At 55.3% G+C, this 15,740-nt stretch carries 17 protein-coding genes; 6 read left to right on the top strand and 11 right to left on the bottom strand.

Features of this window, described 5'->3' with window-relative positions; translation table 11 throughout:
- Positions 1-78: 78 nt before the first annotated feature.
- The 6 genes from JTA15_RS06530 to sad form a co-directional block, all read right to left on the bottom strand.
- A complete protein-coding gene (locus JTA15_RS06530; RefSeq protein WP_219373000.1) occupies positions 79-1,044 on the bottom strand; it encodes a sensor domain-containing diguanylate cyclase in 966 nt (321 codons plus the stop codon).
- 109 nt (positions 1,045-1,153) lie between these two features.
- Positions 1,154-2,599, bottom strand: coding sequence for a GGDEF domain-containing protein (locus JTA15_RS06525; protein ID WP_020884148.1), 1,446 nt, complete (start codon positions 2,597-2,599; stop codon positions 1,154-1,156).
- A 113-nt stretch (positions 2,600-2,712) separates the two neighbouring features.
- Positions 2,713-3,069 carry a DUF4186 domain-containing protein gene (locus JTA15_RS06520; protein ID WP_219372999.1) on the bottom strand — a complete coding sequence of 119 codons (357 nt, stop codon included), beginning with the start codon at positions 3,067-3,069 and terminating at the stop codon, positions 2,713-2,715.
- Entirely contained in the window at positions 3,069-3,995 is a 927-nt protein-coding gene (gene glsB / locus JTA15_RS06515) for a glutaminase B (RefSeq protein WP_219372998.1), read from the bottom strand. Before glsB ends, JTA15_RS06520 begins: the two co-directional genes overlap by 1 nt.
- A gap of 62 nt (positions 3,996-4,057) precedes the next feature.
- A complete protein-coding gene (locus JTA15_RS06510; RefSeq protein ID WP_219372997.1) occupies positions 4,058-5,647 on the bottom strand; it encodes a methyl-accepting chemotaxis protein in 1,590 nt (529 codons plus the stop codon).
- 116 nt (positions 5,648-5,763) lie between these two features.
- Complete coding sequence (gene sad, locus JTA15_RS06505; RefSeq protein ID WP_219372996.1) at positions 5,764-7,152, bottom strand: succinate-semialdehyde dehydrogenase; 1,389 nt, start codon at positions 7,150-7,152, stop codon at positions 5,764-5,766.
- 99 nt (positions 7,153-7,251) lie between these two features.
- On the opposite strand from sad, the gene JTA15_RS06500 reads away from it, so the two are divergent.
- Entirely contained in the window at positions 7,252-8,130 is an 879-nt protein-coding gene (locus JTA15_RS06500; protein WP_014170051.1) for a LysR family transcriptional regulator, read from the top strand.
- Here JTA15_RS06500 and JTA15_RS06495 read toward each other — a convergent pair.
- Positions 8,084-8,566 carry a GNAT family N-acetyltransferase gene (locus JTA15_RS06495; RefSeq protein WP_014170050.1) on the bottom strand — a complete coding sequence of 161 codons (483 nt, stop codon included), beginning with the start codon at positions 8,564-8,566 and terminating at the stop codon, positions 8,084-8,086. The genes JTA15_RS06500 and JTA15_RS06495 overlap by 47 nt on opposite strands.
- A 61-nt stretch (positions 8,567-8,627) precedes the next feature.
- A complete protein-coding gene (locus JTA15_RS06490; RefSeq protein WP_255580154.1) occupies positions 8,628-9,539 on the bottom strand; it encodes a LysR family transcriptional regulator in 912 nt (303 codons plus the stop codon).
- 92 nt (positions 9,540-9,631) lie between these two features.
- Between JTA15_RS06490 and JTA15_RS06485 the strand changes: the two genes are divergently transcribed.
- Complete coding sequence (locus JTA15_RS06485; protein WP_219372994.1) at positions 9,632-10,594, top strand: NmrA/HSCARG family protein; 963 nt, start codon at positions 9,632-9,634, stop codon at positions 10,592-10,594.
- A gap of 51 nt (positions 10,595-10,645) precedes the next feature.
- Here JTA15_RS06485 and JTA15_RS06480 read toward each other — a convergent pair whose 3' ends face one another.
- Positions 10,646-11,446: a PhzF family phenazine biosynthesis protein gene (locus JTA15_RS06480; RefSeq protein ID WP_219372993.1), complete on the bottom strand. Its 801-nt coding sequence runs from the start codon at positions 11,444-11,446 to the stop codon at positions 10,646-10,648.
- Between the two features lie 27 nt (positions 11,447-11,473).
- Positions 11,474-12,262: a PhzF family phenazine biosynthesis protein gene (locus tag JTA15_RS06475; protein ID WP_032681018.1), complete on the bottom strand. Its 789-nt coding sequence runs from the start codon at positions 12,260-12,262 to the stop codon at positions 11,474-11,476.
- Positions 12,263-12,439: 177 nt separating this feature from the next.
- Between JTA15_RS06475 and JTA15_RS06470 the strand changes: the two genes are divergently transcribed.
- Positions 12,440-13,636, top strand: a complete 1,197-nt coding sequence (locus JTA15_RS06470) for a sugar transporter (RefSeq protein WP_020884157.1) — start codon at positions 12,440-12,442, stop codon at positions 13,634-13,636.
- 58 nt (positions 13,637-13,694) lie between these two features.
- Here the strand turns inward: JTA15_RS06470 and JTA15_RS06465 are convergent, their stop codons facing one another.
- The gene (locus JTA15_RS06465) at positions 13,695-14,360 is read right to left on the bottom strand and encodes a MarC family NAAT transporter (protein WP_025204209.1); all 666 of its coding nucleotides are present in this window, start codon (positions 14,358-14,360) and stop codon (positions 13,695-13,697) included.
- Between the two features lie 256 nt (positions 14,361-14,616).
- On the opposite strand from JTA15_RS06465, the gene marR reads away from it, so the two are divergent.
- The 3 genes from marR to marB are packed head-to-tail and all read left to right on the top strand — an operon-like array spanning position 14,617 to position 15,703.
- Entirely contained in the window at positions 14,617-15,051 is a 435-nt protein-coding gene (gene marR / locus JTA15_RS06460; RefSeq protein WP_020884159.1) for a multiple antibiotic resistance transcriptional regulator MarR, read from the top strand.
- Between the two features lie 20 nt (positions 15,052-15,071).
- A complete protein-coding gene (gene marA / locus JTA15_RS06455) occupies positions 15,072-15,452 on the top strand; it encodes an MDR efflux pump AcrAB transcriptional activator MarA (RefSeq protein WP_008502237.1) in 381 nt (126 codons plus the stop codon).
- A gap of 32 nt (positions 15,453-15,484) precedes the next feature.
- Positions 15,485-15,703 (top strand): multiple antibiotic resistance protein MarB, encoded by a 219-nt coding sequence (gene marB / locus JTA15_RS06450; protein WP_014170042.1) that lies wholly within the window; start codon positions 15,485-15,487, stop codon positions 15,701-15,703.
- Positions 15,704-15,740 lie beyond the last annotated feature (37 nt).

Genomic DNA, 15,740 nt, shown 5'->3' with positions numbered 1-15,740 from the left:
TTTCCTTACGTTGAATACCGTCACTGTGCAATTAACATCTTATTAACGCAAACGGATCGATCATAGGCTTTTGTTATGTCATCTTTCGCGGTGGCGTTGCTGCTTCATGGCATACATCTTTTCATCGGCCTCTTTTAGCCACTGTTGGAGGTCATGACCATTGTGGTCGAATTCACTGAGGCCCCACGAGAACAGAAGCGACCACGGATGCAGTTTGCGGGCATTATAATTTTCGACCTGCTCGGCCAGATACTGCATCGCAATCCAGGCCCCCTGCTCATCCGTATCGGCGAACAGCACGGCAAACTCATCCCCACCAAAGCGAACCAGCAGATCCGCCTCACGGAAGGAGGAACGCATCAGTTGCGCCATCACGTTCAGCGCCTTATCGCCTTCCTCGTGGCCGTAGCGATCGTTTATCTCCTTAAAACGATCCAGATCCAGCCAGCCGAGGGTTAACGGCTCTGCACGGCGTCGGGCGACGGACAGGGTAAACCGGACGAGCTGATTAAAGCCCCGACGGTTGAATAAACCCGTCAGTTCATCGGTAGTCGCCGCACTGACGGCGGCAAATTCATCTTCTGCCAGCGCGCCCAGGTCTCCCAGCACGGCAAGATCGGCCGCCGTAAACTCGCGCGGAGAATAATCAATCAGGCAAAGCGATCCGACGCTCGCGCCGTCGCGCAGACGCAGCGGGAAACCAGCGTAGAAACGAACGCCGGGCTCACCGGCCACCAGCGGATTATCGGCAAAGCGGTCATCCTGACGCATGTCCCCCACCACCAGCGGCGCTTCGCTGAGGATCGTATGGCCACAAAATGAGATATTGCGCGGGACAGAGTCCGGTGCCTGGCCATCCGCTGACTTCACGATCAGCGAATGCTCATCGATAAGATTGACCATCGCCAGCGGCACCTGGAAAAAGCGTTTTGCCAGACGCGTCAGGCGGTCAAAGGCCGGCGAACTGTCGATTTCAAGCAGGCCTGATTCGCGCAGCGAGTTCAGACGTTCCGTTTCGTTTTCAGGGGTTTCAGGTGTTTTCATAACGTCTCCTGACGCAAGCTTTACTAAAAGCGTAGCTTAAACAGAGACATTGTCAGTGTACGAATATCCTGTTCAGACGCTATTTATTAACGTCACTGGCTCATGACGACTAATGCAGTGATGTTTCGCTGCCGGACGTTGCAGTAACCTGCTCATCCGACAGCCGGGCGCTGGTCCGATTTCGCCCCGCTTTCTTTGAACGATAGAGATGATCGTCCGCTTCAGCCATCAGCTTATTAAAGACCTCCGTCAACTGCCATGACTCAGATTTACCGCTGCCCAGGCCAATGCTGACGGTCAGATACAGCGTCTGCTGGCGCCAGGTAAACGGATGATGTGCGACGGTGGTTCGGATGCGTTCAGCCAGTTCAAAACCGTGCTGCGCATCCCCGGAGTTCACGACCACCGCGAACTCTTCTCCGCCCATTCGCGCCACCATACCGTCCTCACCGACAACCTGCTGAACCTGCCGGGCAAAGGCCGCCAGTATGCGATCACCGCACTCGTGACCGTAGTTATCATTGATGCTTTTGAAGTAATCGATATCCAGCAGCATGACGGTTAAAAAACGCGAATGCCGGTGCGCCTCTTCTTGCTTTAACGCTTCATAAAGCCCGGAGCGGGAATAGACATGCGTCAGAAAATCATAATCTGCCCGCAGTGACACCTGACGAATCAGTGAATTAATGGCCGCCACGCTGACGGAGACCATCACCGGACAAATAGCCATGGTGGCAATGCCCAGCCGGGCTGAGAACATCATCGGGGTCGAAAGCGGTGTCGCGACGGCAATATTGATAATGGAGTTGGCAACCAGAATGATCTCAACGGCGCCCGTGAGAAACGTCAGTAAACAGGTGACGGGCAGCGGGTAGCGTACCGCACACCAGATAAGCGCCGGCAGCGGGAAACAGAGGCTCCCCGCGCCGCCAATTACCACCGACGCGACCACCGAGACAATCAGCGCCATAACCGGGAACAGCTGCTCCAGGCGTAACTGAATATCACGTACGGGCAGGCTAATCGTCAGCATACACGGCACAATCAGCACCCCCGTTGAAAACTGCTCGCTAAACCAGTCGGCAAACAGCGGCCAGAAGGTGTGACTGTCGATACCGACCGACCCCACCGCGCCAAGCAAGGCACACAGCAGCGCAGCAATCAGGCAGTAGTTAAACAGACGCAGCGCATTAAGCGGATCGGGGGTTTTCATCAGCCGTTTATCACGCAGAACCAGTATGGCGACCACGACGATAAAAATCATATTCGACAGGTTAATCACCAGCGAGGCCATTCCCCAGCTGGTGGTGACCGCGTCGTACATCAGCATGGCAACATACGCGACCGCGTAGTTATGCAGACGATTCAGATAAGCATAACGGGCGAATACTCCCGCCATAACGCCATTCAGTGGCCAGAACAGCGACAACGCTTCAACCAGACGCAATTCAGCACCCACAAAATAGAATAAGGTGGTGAGAATAAAGATCCACGACGCATTACGCAGCGGAGTATCGGGTTGAAAAAACCTGAAGGCAGAGAGAGCAGAACGCATTAAATATCATTCCGTATAATAACGTATGGCGATTATGTCGATCGTCAGCAGGATCTGAACTAACTTAACCTGCATCTATAACACAAATACAACAGGATCATAACTCGTCAAATTTAGGCGTTCATCTGCAGCACCAGCCAGTGGTGGATCACGCTGACGATATAATGCTGTTGCTGCGCGCTGAGCTGAACACCCTGCGGAATGTTATGCCACTTTGCCAGACAGCCACGACAACAGGTGGCGGTGGCATGCTGAGCGATAAACACCGGATGACCGCGCATGGGCGTCTGTTTCCCGTCATTGGTGGGATGGGCCGGTGCAAGGCGCCGGGCAATAAAATCGGCGGCGTGCTGGTCAATGGTTTCGGCACCTTTGTCCCAGCAGTACTGCCGTTCCTTCGTGCCCAGGCGAAAGCGCGAACGAAAAGGCGATCGCGCCAGGTGGGCAAAAAGCGGATCCAGGGTCGACATCAGTATACGGAACGTCCCAGACGTTGGGTCAGTTTCTCCAGAACTGCCACACCGGCAAGTGAATTTCCCGTTTCATCCAGCTCCGGGCTCCAGACGGCAATCGCCATTTCGTGAGGCACGATTGCCACCACCCCGCCGCCGACACCCGATTTAGCCGGAAGACCGACGCGCCAGGCAAACTCTCCGGCGTTCTGATACATCCCGCTGGTCGCCATCAGGGCATTCACCTGACGCGCCTGCATGGGCGAGACAACATCTTGTGCGAGGTGCGGCGCATGCCCCTGATGGGCGAGGAACAAGAATGTCTGTGCCAGTTCAACACAGCTCATTTCCAGCGCGCAGTAATGGAAATAGTTTTGCAGCACGGTGGCGACATCGTTATGGAAGTTACCAAACGATTTCATGAGCCAGGCGATAGCCGCGTTACGGGCGGAGTGTTCAAACTCCGAGCGCGCCACCACCGCATTGTAGGCAATATCCGCGACGCCCGAGAGCTGGCGGACAATTTCAAGCATACGCTGGCGAGGGGCGCTAAGACGGCTTTGCAGCATATCGCAAACCACCAGCGCACCGGCATTGATAAACGGGTTACGCGGTTTACCCTGTTCAATTTCGAGCTGAAGCAGTGAGTTGAAAGGCTGCCCGGACGGATCTTTCCCCACGCGATGCCAGATTTCGTCTTCCTCATACTGGCGCATGGCCGCAACCAGACTGAGTACTTTTGAAATGGACTGAATTGAAAAACGCTCGGTGGCGTCACCGGCCTGGTAACGCTGCCCGTCTACCGTACAAATGGCAATACCCAGCTTATTCCCGCTGACCGTGGCAAGGGCCGGAATATAGTCGGCAACCTTCCCTTTTCCAATTAACGGACGAACCTGCGACAGAATCTCGTCCAACATCTCATTATGGATGACCGCAGCCACACTTTGCTCCTTGCCCTCAGGCTAAAACGGGCTGCGAGTATAACAGAGGCTTATATGTTGCGTCAGGCGCTAAGACGAAAACGCGAAACCGCCTGCAATAAAAGATCGGATTGCTTATGCAGCCGTTCAGAGGCATCCGACGCGTCAGACACCAGCATGTCGGTCTGACGGGAAACCTGATTCAGCGCCTGAAGCTGCCGCGTCATTTGATGAATGCTCTCCCCCTGGCTCAGGGTTGCTACCGAGATCTCATTCAGCAGACTGCTTAAATTAGCCACCAGCCCGATCACCTGCTGCAGATTATCTTCCAGCAGGTTAACGGCCCGGGAACCGTCTTCGATGCCCTGCAAAGAGTGATTGATCAGTGCCTGAATAGTCTGCGTCGAGTGGCTGCTCTTTCTGGCCAGCAGCCCCACTTCCCGGGCGACAACGGCGAAACCGCGCCCGTGGTTCCCCGCATGGGCGGCCTCGATGGCCGCATTCAGTGCCAGAATGTTGGTCTGAAACGCCACGCTGTCGATCATCGCCACGATCCCGCGCATTTCTGACGATCGGTCAACGATCGCCTGCATGGAGGCATTGACGGTTGTCATCATCCGATCGCCACCCGCGGCTACCTGGCGCGCCTCGTCCGCTCTGGAACTGGCGAGTTTTGCATAACCTGTATTCCCTTCTACGTGGTTTTCCAGCGCGGCAATGTGTGTCGTCACATCCTCAAGCTCTTTCGCCTGACGAGCCGACTGCAGATACAGCTTCTGGTTGCCCTGCGCCAGCGAGCCTATATTTTCGACCATTGCGTGGGTGGCATTGCTGACCTGGGTCACCAGTTCCTGCAGTCCGTGCTGCAGGGTGGAAACACTGTCGCTCAACTGTCCGATCTCCTTGTTAAAGCGCAGCACGCCTGGCGGTGTACCGGACAGGTCTCCTGCCGCCAGCTGGTTAATGTGAGCAATCAACCGACGCAGCGGCGTAATGACCCAGCGGGACATGCCGAACCACACCAGAATGGCGATGGCAAGTAGCAGAACCGGTGCAGCCAGGAAGAGCGTTTGCAGGCCAGAGAGTTGCGCCATCAGGCTCTGGCGGCCCTGCATCGCCTGCTTCTCGCTGGCTTGCTGATAGCGGGCATAGTTTTCGTTGAAGTCAGTCTGAAAAGCCTGGGCAGGTACGGCAAAAAAGGCATCGATCGTGTTGGTCTTGATGAGCCCTTCCGCCTGCTCCTTGATGGCACCGTAGAAAAGCTGGTAGCTGGTGATCAGGGCGTCATCTTTTGGCGGATTAAGCGCCAGCCAGGCGTTCCAGGCCTGCTGAGAAACCGTCAGCGACGCCTGAGCTTCGTCCATCAGGCTGTGCCAGCTTCCTTCAGAGCCGGTCTCTTTATCCTGCATAAAACAGACGCCGGAGCGGTTAAGCAGATCGCTTGCTGCCAGCAGAGACACGCGGGCCAGATCCAGTTTGCTCTGTTGCTGGTATGCCAGCAGATTTTGCTGCTCGTTGCGCTGAGCATCTTTCAGGGAAGCATTGAGCAAAAATGAAGAGGAGAGTTGCAGTGCGGAGAAAAGACCAATAATACAGAAAATACCGGTCAGCAGGCCAAACTGACGAGGGATGAGGCGCTGCGCAATACGGCGAAAAATTTGCGTTAGGTTCATAATTTTCTTCAGTAACAAGACGTTAGATGCGTGCGAGTCTACGAAACGAAAATGACAGAACCATTGCAGGAAAATGACAACGGCCTTCGTGCTGAAGGCCGTTATCGGAGAGCGAACTAGACTCTGTTCTTCCATACCGTCTGCACGTTACAGAACTCGTGCAGACCGAAGTGGGAAAGCTCACGACCAAAACCGCTCTTCTTCACGCCGCCAAAGGCCACGCGCGCATCGCTGGCGCTGAAACCATTGATGAACACCCCACCGCACTCCAGCTCACGGGAGAATTTCTCCGCCAGCGTATCGTTCGCGGTAAAGACGGTTGCGGACAGACCAAAGTCGCTGTCGTTAGCCAGCTGCAGGGCGTGCTCCGCGTCTTTCGCAACGCTAACCGCCGCAACCGGACCAAACAGCTCCTGACGAAATGCCGTCATGCTGGCAGTGACATTCCCCAGCACGGTCGGTGCATAGTAGTTACCTTCACCGGCGACTTTCTCCCCGCCAAGCAGCAGCGTGGCGCCTTCGGCCAGCGTGGCCTGCACCTGCTGATGCAGTTCATCACGCAGGTCAAATCGCGCCATCGGGCCAATAAAGTTTTCTTCGCTATCCGGCGTCCCCATCTTCAGGGCTGCCGTCGCCTCGACAAAACGCTGGGTGAAAGCATCAGCGATGCCCTCTTCCACAATAAAGCGCTTAGCGGCGGCGCAAACCTGTCCGGTATTCTGATAACGTCCGGCCACGGCTGCTTTCACCGCCAGATCCAAATCAGCATCATTGAGCACAATAAACGGATCTGAACCGCCCAGCTCCAGAACGCATTTCTTCAGTGCTGCCCCTGCCTGCGCACCAATCGCCGCACCCGCGCGCACGCTGCCGGTTACGGTTACGGCGGCAATACGACGGTCGTTGATCGCCTGGCTCACGCCCTCATTCGTGGCATTCACCCAGCCAAAGACACCCTGCGGAAAACCGGCGTCAGCAAATACCTGCGCAATAAGGTCAGCCGAGCCGAGTACGTTTGGCGCATGCTTGAGCAGATAGCTGTTCCCGGCCAGCAGGATGGGTACCGCGCCACGCAGTACCTGCCAGAGCGGGAAGTTCCACGGCATGACGGCAAGAACAGGTCCCAGCGGTCGGTATTCAATCACCGCGTTCTGGTTTTCTACCAGGGTCGGTTCAGGCTGCAGCATTGCCGGACCGTGTTCCGCATACCAGTCGCAGAGGCTGGCGGATTTTGCCACTTCAGCACGCGCCTGCAAAATGGGTTTGCCCATCTCACGGGAGATCTTTCGGGCCATCTCGTCTGCACGGTTTCGCAGCGCGCTGGCGAGATCGCGCAGCTTTTGCGTCCGGTCGGAAACGCTTACGCGTCTCCACTGACGAAAACCGGCATCAGCCTGCGCAATTGCGCGTTCAACGTCGTCGGTGCTCGCCCACGGATACGCCGCGAGCGTCTCGCCGGTGGCTGGGTTAACAGAGAGGGCATGTGTAGCAGATGAATAAGTCATGATGGTCTCCACGTAATAACGGTTGATTCATTGTGGCGCACTCTGCTATTTCTTAAAAATGAATAATACTAACCACCTTGTTCACGAATCGAGAATGGTATGGACTTAACTCAGCTTGAAATGTTTAACGCCGTGGCGCTCACCGGCAGCATCACCCAGGCAGCGCAAAAGGTACATCGCGTTCCGTCGAACCTGACCACCCGCATCCGCCAGCTGGAGGCCGATCTTGGCGTTGAGCTGTTTATTCGTGAGAACCAGCGTTTACGTTTATCTCCCGCCGGGCATAATTTCCTGCGCTACAGCAAGCAGATCCTGGCGCTGGTCGATGAAGCACGAATGGTCGTCGCCGGTGATGAACCGCAGGGATTATTTGCGCTTGGCGCGCTGGAGAGTACCGCCGCCGTGCGTATTCCGGAAAGCCTGGCGCAGTTTAACCAGCGGTATCCACGTATCCAGTTTGCCCTCTCTACCGGGCCGTCCGGCACAATGATTGACGGCGTACTGGAGGGAACCTTAAGCGCCGCGTTTGTCGACGGCCCCCTTTCGCATCCGGAACTGGAAGGCATGCCGGTTTACCGGGAAGAGATGATGCTGGTCACGCCCGCCGGGCATGCAGAAGTGGCACGCGCCACGCAGGTAAGCGGCAGTGACGTCTACGCCTTTCGCGCAAACTGTTCGTATCGCCGACACCTGGAAAGCTGGTTTCACGCCGACAGAGCCACGCCCGGGCGTATTCATGAGATGGAGTCTTATCACGGCATGCTCGCCTGCGTCATCGCGGGCGCCGGTATCGCGCTGATGCCTCGTTCGATGCTGGAAAGTATGCCAGGCCACCATCAGGTAGAAGCCTGGCCGCTGGCAGAAAACTGGCGCTGGCTCACCACCTGGCTGGTCTGGCGCCGCGGGGCTATGACCCGCCCGCTGGAGGCTTTTATAGCGCTGCTAAACGAACGTCAACCACCAGTGCCTTCTCCATAAACAGGCTCAGCGGGTCATCAACATACGGCGGAAACGCCGGACGTTGCTCATAGCCGCACTGCTCATACAGACGGACGGCGGCATGTTGCCGGATGCCCGTCTCCAGGCGAAGCGTGTGGCAGTGACGGCTCAGGGCTTCATCTTCCAGCGCCGCCAGCAGCATCTCGCCGAGATGTTGCCCGCGATGAGCCGGATCGATATACACCCGTTTCATTTCACCGGTCCCGTCGCCGTTGAGCACCACGGCACCACACCCGACGGCATGAAGCTGCCGGTCCCGAATAATCATCAGGATCAGCGAGGCTGTCGGCAGTTCGGTCAGATCGAGCAGGTGGTTACTTTCAGCGGGATAGAGTTCGCTCTGATAGCGGTCAAGCGCGGCAATCAGATGCAAAATATCAGGGTGATGTGCAGATTCAGCGGTAATGGAATACATGGCGGGCTCCTTGTTGTTTTTATTTCAACATAGCGCAGCCCTGCACACGTGCTTCATACCGTTAACTTATATCAGCATTGCCGTTCAGGCTGACGAGGGTATTCCTTAACCAGCGGTGTCCGGCGTGGTTATGGCTGCGTTCATGCCAGATAAGACTGACGTCAAACGTCTCTTTCAGCCAGGGGAGTTCCACCACGGTGAGCGGGTTAACGGTTCCCATAATCAATCGTCGGGGCACCAGTGCTACCAGATGGCTCATCTGCACCATGCCGGGAACAAACAGAAATGATGCCGCAGACACCGCAACCTTACGTTGCAACCCTGACTCCGCCAGCATGACATCGAGCGGCGTGGTAAAACCGCCTCCCGAGGGGGACACGATAATATGCTCAAGTTTTGCGAACGCTTCCATTGTCAGTTGGTCGTTCAGTTCAGGATGCTGAGGGCGCCCGATAAGCACGTACGATTCGTCATAAAGATGTTGCGTTCTGAGCTGCGCCTGCGCAGGGTCTGGCGTAGCAATGGCAGCATCAACATCGCCTGAGCTCAGTTGATGGGCTAGCTGATGCGGATCGTAATTCCTGACAGCAATACGCACGCCGGGGGCAATCTCTTGCAGGGTCACAATCAGCGGCATAATGACCGCGGCCTGCACGTAATCAGTACAGGCCAGAGAGACCGTTAGCGAATCGTGCAGCGGATCAAAGTCCTCATGTGATTGCAGCGTATCCCGTATTTTTGCCAGCGCCCCGCCAAGCGTCGCCATCAGATCTAGAGCTTTGGGGGTTGGCGTCATCCCCCTGCGCCCCGGGATCAATAACGGATCGTTAAACATCCCCCTCAGCCGGTTAAGCTGCGCGCTGACGGCAGGCTGGCTAAGACAAAGCCGGCTGGCGGCCCTGGTGACATTTTGCTCCGCGACCAGCGCTTCCAGAGTCAGCAGCAGGTTTACGTCAGGCTTTTTGGTATTCATAGGATGGATATCATGTAAGAAATAAATCGATTTCACGCTCGCCGTCCGCATTCCGATAATGCACTACCGCAACAACACAGAGCGAGAATGAAATGTCGTATGATAAAAAACCACTCATAACAGTTTTTGGTGCCACCAGTAAACAAGGACGTAGCGTAACCACAACCCTGCTGCAAAGTGGGCGCTATCGGGTGCGCGCCTTAACGCAAAACACGGACTCTCCTGCGGCGAAACAGCTGGCGGAACGGGGTGCTGAACTGAGACAAATCACCCTTCAGACGGGCAATGATGCGCATCTGATCGGGGCGTTTGCCGAGTCAGACGGGGCGTTCCTGATGACACCGGGTTTCATCCCCGTATCGACGCAGATGCCAACGGGTGAAACGGCGCTGGGCTACAGGCTTGCAGATGCCGCCGTCAACGCCGGGGTAAAACACCTTGTCTTCAGCAGTCTGGAAAACGTCGAGAGAATAACGGGCGGAACTCTATGGGCTCCTCATTTCAGCGATAAGGGCCGAATTGAGGAGTACATCCGCACACTCCCCGTCAGCGCGTCGTTTATTCAACTGGCGTTCTTTTACACCAATCTGGCCGAATATTATCCGCCGCGTAAAGAAGGCGACGAGCTGATCTTTCCCCTCTATCTCCCGGAAGACGTTCGGGCGCCCTTTGTCGATCCGCTCACGGCAACCGGCCCTGCGGTGCTTGAGATGTTCGATAACCCCGAACACTACAACGGCATGACGTTACCCGTTGTCGGTGAGTGTCTTTCGCCGAGTGAGATGGTGGAAACCTTCACGGAGGTCACCGGCATAAAAGCCCGGTATCGCTCAGCCTACACGCGAGAAGCACTCCTTAACCACTTCCCCGATTTCGCAGACAACGCGGCACTGGTCAGTGAAATTACCGGCATGACGGAATATGCCGTGAACTACGGCTATTACGGAAAAGACCGGGATCTCACCTGGAGCAGAACCATAAACCCTGCCACCTTAACGTGGCGTGAATTTCTGATTACGTCTGGCTGGCAGGGGGAAAAACGAACGTTTGATTAACGCAAGCCACCGTCATTCCCGATGATGAAATGACGGTGGCCCATTCCTGGCTTACATCGCCTGGCGTAGATAGATATGCCCTTTCAGATACAGGGTGGCCTGACCGCCGATTAACACCCGGTCCCCCGCCAGTTCACAGCGTAAATCCCCGCCCCGTCGCGAGACCTGGCGCGCGTTCAGCACGGTTTTGCCCAGCTTTTCGCTCCAGTAGGGAATCAACATGCTGTGAGTGGACCCCGTAACCGGATCTTCCGGTACCCCTTCTCCCGGACAGAAGAAGCGGCTGACGAAGTCATATTCATCGCCCGGTGCCGTGACGCAGACCATCTTATCCAGCGGAATCATTGCCGAGATATCCGGCGTAAGGGCCTCTATCTGCTGCTGGTTCTCCAGCACCACCATGTAGTCGCGCCCGACACGCACCTCTTTTGCCCGCTCAATGCCCAGCGCGCTCAACAGCAGCGCTGGCGGATTGTCGACGACCGCCGTCGGCCAGGCCGGGAAGTTGAGCGTCAGCCAGTCACCGCTGCGTTTTACCGTCAGCTCGCCGACGAAACGGGTGGTGAAGGTGATTTCCGTGTGTGGATAATCAAGGTATTCGAAAATGACATGCGATGCCGCCAGTGTGGCATGTCCACACAGGTTAATTTCGTCAAGGGTAGTGAACCAGCGCAGCTCGAATCCGCCGTCAGTGCGTACGAAAAAGGCCGTCTCAGACTGATTGTGCTGTTGCGCCATGTTGAGCAGCGTCTCGTCCGGCAGCCACTCTTCCAGGGGGCAAACCGCCGCTGCGTTGCCGCCAAACGCCCTGTCGCTGAAGGCATCGACCAAATAGAAATCAATTTCCTGCATTGTCTCTTCCTCTTTTGTTATGGTTATTTAGCGCAGAAAGACGGTGCCTTTCAGATAAAGCGAGGCCTGCCCGCTCATCAGCACGCGTGAACCTTTCAGTTCGCAGCGCAGATCACCGCCACGAGCCGACACCTGGCGGGCAAACATCGCTGTTTTACCCAGTTTTTCACTCCAGTAGGGAATAAGCATTGTATGCGCGGATCCGGTGACCGGATCTTCCCAGACGGCAACTCCCGGTGAGAAAAAGCGGCTCACAAAATCATAATCCCCCTCTCCCCGCGCCGTCACGCTGACCTTATGTTCGCCAGGCGTCATTGCCGAGATATTCGGCGAGAGCGCCTCAACCTGCTGGCGGTTTTCCAGAACCACCACCCAGGCTCGCCCCTTACGGGCTTCTACGTAATGGCCGATCCCCAGCGCTGCAAGCATCGCCGGCGGGGGCGTCTCTTCCTGCGTCGGGCATGCCGGGAAGTCCAGCGTCATCCAGTCCCCTTCCCGGCTAACCGTCAGCTGGCCAGAGGCGGTATCAAAGTGGATACGCGGGTCAGGATAGTTGAGTTCATTAAACAGGACGTACGCGGCTGCCAGTGTGGCATGTCCGCAAAGGTTGACTTCGGTAAGGGTGGTAAACCAGCGTAACTCAATTCCCGCTTTACTGCAGACGAAAAACGCCGTTTCCGACTGATTATGCTGCTGTGCCATTCTGAGCAGTGTCTCATCAGGCAACCATGCGTCTAACGGGCACACGGCCGCCGGGTTTCCACCAAACGAGGCATTGCTGAACGCATCTACCAGATAAAAATCAATCTCCTGCATTGTCTTACCGCCTGTTTTTGTTGTGATGTTCTTTTATATTCAATGAAAACCATTCCCCCGGCTACCGCTTTTACCAGGTGAATTTTGAGATCTACATCACATAATGGTTGAGTTTTCGCCGGTTGACGTTTTAAGATCGTCTCCTCTTCTTTTCAGCAACGAATCTCCGACATCGCTATGACAACGAACACAGTTACCCGCAGAGTCGCGTGGCTACGCGTGGTCACGCTGGCAATTGCCGCGTTTATTTTTAATACCACAGAATTTGTTCCGGTTGGGCTGTTGTCTGACATCGCTGAAAGTTTCCAGATGGAAACCGCGCAGGTGGGCATTATGTTGACCATCTATGCCTGGGTGGTGGCACTGATGTCACTGCCGTTTATGCTGCTGACCAGCCAGATGGAACGGCGAAAGCTGCTGATCGGGCTGTTTGCCCTGTTTATCGTCAGCCACGTCCTGTCGTTTCTGGCGTGGAACTTTACGGTGCTGGTCATCAGCCGAGTCGGTATCGCCTTTGCCCATGCCGTATTCTGGTCGATCACCGCGTCACTGGCCATCCGCCTGGCACCTGCGGGAAAACGCGCGCAGGCGCTGAGCCTGATAGCCACCGGCACGGCACTGGCTATGGTCCTGGGCCTGCCGATTGGCCGTATCGTTGGGCAATACTTTGGCTGGCGAACCACGTTCTTCGCTATCGGCATGGGGGCAATGATCACCCTGGTCTGCCTGATTAAACTGCTGCCGAAGCTGCCAAGCGAACACTCCGGCTCGCTGAAAAGCCTGCCGCTGTTAATGCGTCGTCCGGCATTGCTGAGTATCTATCTGCTGACGGTCATTGTGGTCACGGCACATTACACCGCCTACAGCTATATCGAGCCGTTCGTTCAGGTCGTGGCCGGCTTTAGCGCCAACTTTGCCACCGTTCTGCTGTTGATCCTGGGGGGCGCGGGCATTATTGGCAGTATTCTGTTTGGTAAGCTCGGCAATCAGCACGCGTCGGCGCTGGTCAGCAGCGCCATTGGTTTACTGCTGGCGTGCCTGGTGTTACTCATGCCAGCAGCGGGCAGCGAGGGTCATCTGGCCGTCCTGAGCCTGTTCTGGGGAGTGGCGATCATGATTATCGGTCTGGGTATGCAGGTGAAGGTGCTGGCCCTCGCGCCGGACGCAACGGATGTGGCGATGTCACTGTTCTCGGGGATTTTCAATCTCGGTATTGGCGCGGGCGCGCTGCTGGGAAATCAGATTAGCCTTCACGTGTCGATGTCGGCGATTGGCTATCTGGGTGCCATTCCGGCACTGGTGGCGCTCATCTGGTCCCTGCTCATCTTCCGTAAATGGCCGGTCGCACTGGAAGAACAGGCCCATCACGGGTAGACCGCAGTCAACGTAAAACGGCAACCGAGGTTGCCGTTTTGCATTACCGGGCGGGTGATTAATGGTACGTCTTAATAATCTCCAGCACGCCGTTGATAATAAACTGCACGCCCATACACACCAGTAAGAAGCCCATCAGGCGGGAAATCGCCTCAATACCGCCCTTACCGACCCAGCGCATGATCGCGCCTGAACTGCGCAAGGATGCCCATACGATGATACCAATCAGTGCAAAAATCAGCGGGGGCGCAACCGTGATGACCCAGTCCGGGAAGGTCGAACCATCCCGCACCGTTGACGCGGAGCTGATGATCATCGCAATCGTTCCTGGCCCCGCCGTACTGGGCATCGCCAGCGGGACAAAAGCAATATTCGCGCTGGGCTCGGTTTCCAGCTCTTCGGATTTGCTTTTGGCCTCAGGTGACTCATGCGCTTTCTGCGCAGGGAACAGCATACGGAACCCGATGAAGGCAACAATCAGTCCGCCAGCAATACGCAGACCCGGGATGGAGATTCCGAAGGTGTTCATCACCAGCTGTCCGGCGTAGTAAGCCACCATCATGATGGCAAACACATAGACTGAAGCCATCATCGACTGATGGTTACGCTCGGCGCTGTTCATGTTCCCTGCCAGCCCCAGAAAGAGCGCAACCGTCGTTAGCGGGTTAGCCAACGGCAGCAATACCACCAGCCCCAGACTAATTGCTTTAATCAAATCCAACATAGTGCGTCGTTGTCCTTATCCATGTTTATCACCGCAATTATAGGGTGAAAGTGTGACGTTCAGCCATTCGCTCAACGTAACGATTATTTACGGTCATTAACGATAACCCTTCGTTATCTATTTGAATTGAAAGCATGCAAAAAAAGTTCATGAAACGTTTTAGCAATTCGTGGCATCCGCTGATCCATTCAGTTGACTTATACTTGCCTGAGCAATAATATCTGCCGTGACTAAACTACTTGCCAGGGCAACCATTGTGAAAAGCACCAGTGATCTCTTTAACGACATTATTCCGCTGGGTCGTCTTATTCATATGGTTAACCAGAAAAAAGATCGCCTGCTCAATGACTATCTGTCACCGCTGGATATCACCGCCACGCAGTTCAAAGTGCTGTGCTCCATTCGCTGCGAAGTGTGTATCACGCCGGTTGAGCTGAAAAAGGTGCTCTCTGTCGATCTGGGTGCGCTAACCCGCATGCTCGATCGTCTCGTTTGCAAAGGATGGATAGAACGAAGCCCTAACCCGAATGACAAACGCGGCGTCCTGGTGAAACTCACCAGCGATGGCGCGGCTATGTGCGAGCAATGTCATCAACTAGTAGGACAAACACTGCATCAGGAACTAACAAAAAACTTAACGGCAGATGAAGTGGCAACGCTTGAGCTTTTGCTTAAGAAAATACTGCCGTAAACAGAAAAAGAGGTATGACGATGTCCAGACGCAATACTGACGCTATTACTATTCATAGCATTTTGGACTGGATCGAAGATAACCTGGAATCGCCGCTCTCCCTTGAAAAAGTGTCAGAGCGTTCAGGTTACTCCAAATGGCACCTGCAACGGATGTTCAAAAAAGAGACCGGCCATTCATTAGGTCAATATATTCGCAGCCGCAAGCTGACGGAAATTGCCCAGAAGCTTAAAGAAAGCAATGAGCCGATCCTTTATCTGGCGGAACGTTACGGTTTTGAATCACAGCAAACCCTGACGCGTACGTTTAAGAACTACTTCGACGTGCCGCCTCACAAATACCGTATTACCAGCGTGCCGGGTGAATCCCGATACCTGTATCCACTAAAACATTGTAGTTAATCATCGCCTGTAAAGACGTAACCGAGGAAATCATGAAAGTTACAGCCTCCGCCGCCCTCGCCTTGCTGGTGCTGTTTTCCAGCCAGACCTTCGCGGAGCAAACCCCTCGTGCAACGCAGCAAAATAATCGTGACACGATGATTTTGCCGTCAGCACATGACCAGTCACCTTATGACTTCAACCACATGGGTGCTGGTAGTGACAAATCCGACGAGTTAGGCGTGCCTTATTATAATCAGCACAGCTTCTGATTCGTTTTTGCCCCGCGGATGCGGGGTTTTTTTATGC

This window comes from Enterobacter sp. BIDMC 29 (assembly GCF_019378755.1).
Lineage (GTDB): Bacteria > Pseudomonadota > Gammaproteobacteria > Enterobacterales > Enterobacteriaceae > Enterobacter > Enterobacter ludwigii.
The sequence above is the reverse complement of the archived record's forward strand: the minus strand, read 5'-3'. Positions and strand labels throughout refer to the sequence as shown.

What these genes read in the sequence shown, in the direction of transcription:
- JTA15_RS06530 (WP_219373000.1), bottom strand. Translation starts at nt 1,044, where the DNA reads ATGAAAACACCTGAAACCCCTGAAAACGAAACGGAACGTCTGAACTCG.
- JTA15_RS06525 (WP_020884148.1), bottom strand. Translation starts at nt 2,599, where the DNA reads ATGCGTTCTGCTCTCTCTGCCTTCAGGTTTTTTCAACCCGATACTCCG.
- JTA15_RS06520 (WP_219372999.1), bottom strand. Translation starts at nt 3,069, where the DNA reads ATGTCGACCCTGGATCCGCTTTTTGCCCACCTGGCGCGATCGCCTTTT.
- JTA15_RS06510 (WP_219372997.1), bottom strand. Translation starts at nt 5,647, where the DNA reads ATGAACCTAACGCAAATTTTTCGCCGTATTGCGCAGCGCCTCATCCCT.
- sad (WP_219372996.1), bottom strand. Translation starts at nt 7,152, where the DNA reads ATGACTTATTCATCTGCTACACATGCCCTCTCTGTTAACCCAGCCACC.
- JTA15_RS06500 (WP_014170051.1), top strand. Translation starts at nt 7,252, where the DNA reads ATGGACTTAACTCAGCTTGAAATGTTTAACGCCGTGGCGCTCACCGGC.
- JTA15_RS06495 (WP_014170050.1), bottom strand. Translation starts at nt 8,566, where the DNA reads ATGTATTCCATTACCGCTGAATCTGCACATCACCCTGATATTTTGCAT.
- JTA15_RS06490 (WP_255580154.1), bottom strand. Translation starts at nt 9,539, where the DNA reads ATGAATACCAAAAAGCCTGACGTAAACCTGCTGCTGACTCTGGAAGCG.
- JTA15_RS06485 (WP_219372994.1), top strand. Translation starts at nt 9,632, where the DNA reads ATGTCGTATGATAAAAAACCACTCATAACAGTTTTTGGTGCCACCAGT.
- JTA15_RS06480 (WP_219372993.1), bottom strand. Translation starts at nt 11,446, where the DNA reads ATGCAGGAAATTGATTTCTATTTGGTCGATGCCTTCAGCGACAGGGCG.
- JTA15_RS06475 (WP_032681018.1), bottom strand. Translation starts at nt 12,262, where the DNA reads ATGCAGGAGATTGATTTTTATCTGGTAGATGCGTTCAGCAATGCCTCG.
- JTA15_RS06470 (WP_020884157.1), top strand. Translation starts at nt 12,440, where the DNA reads ATGACAACGAACACAGTTACCCGCAGAGTCGCGTGGCTACGCGTGGTC.
- JTA15_RS06465 (WP_025204209.1), bottom strand. Translation starts at nt 14,360, where the DNA reads ATGTTGGATTTGATTAAAGCAATTAGTCTGGGGCTGGTGGTATTGCTG.
- marA (WP_008502237.1), top strand. Translation starts at nt 15,072, where the DNA reads ATGTCCAGACGCAATACTGACGCTATTACTATTCATAGCATTTTGGAC.
- marB (WP_014170042.1), top strand. Translation starts at nt 15,485, where the DNA reads ATGAAAGTTACAGCCTCCGCCGCCCTCGCCTTGCTGGTGCTGTTTTCC.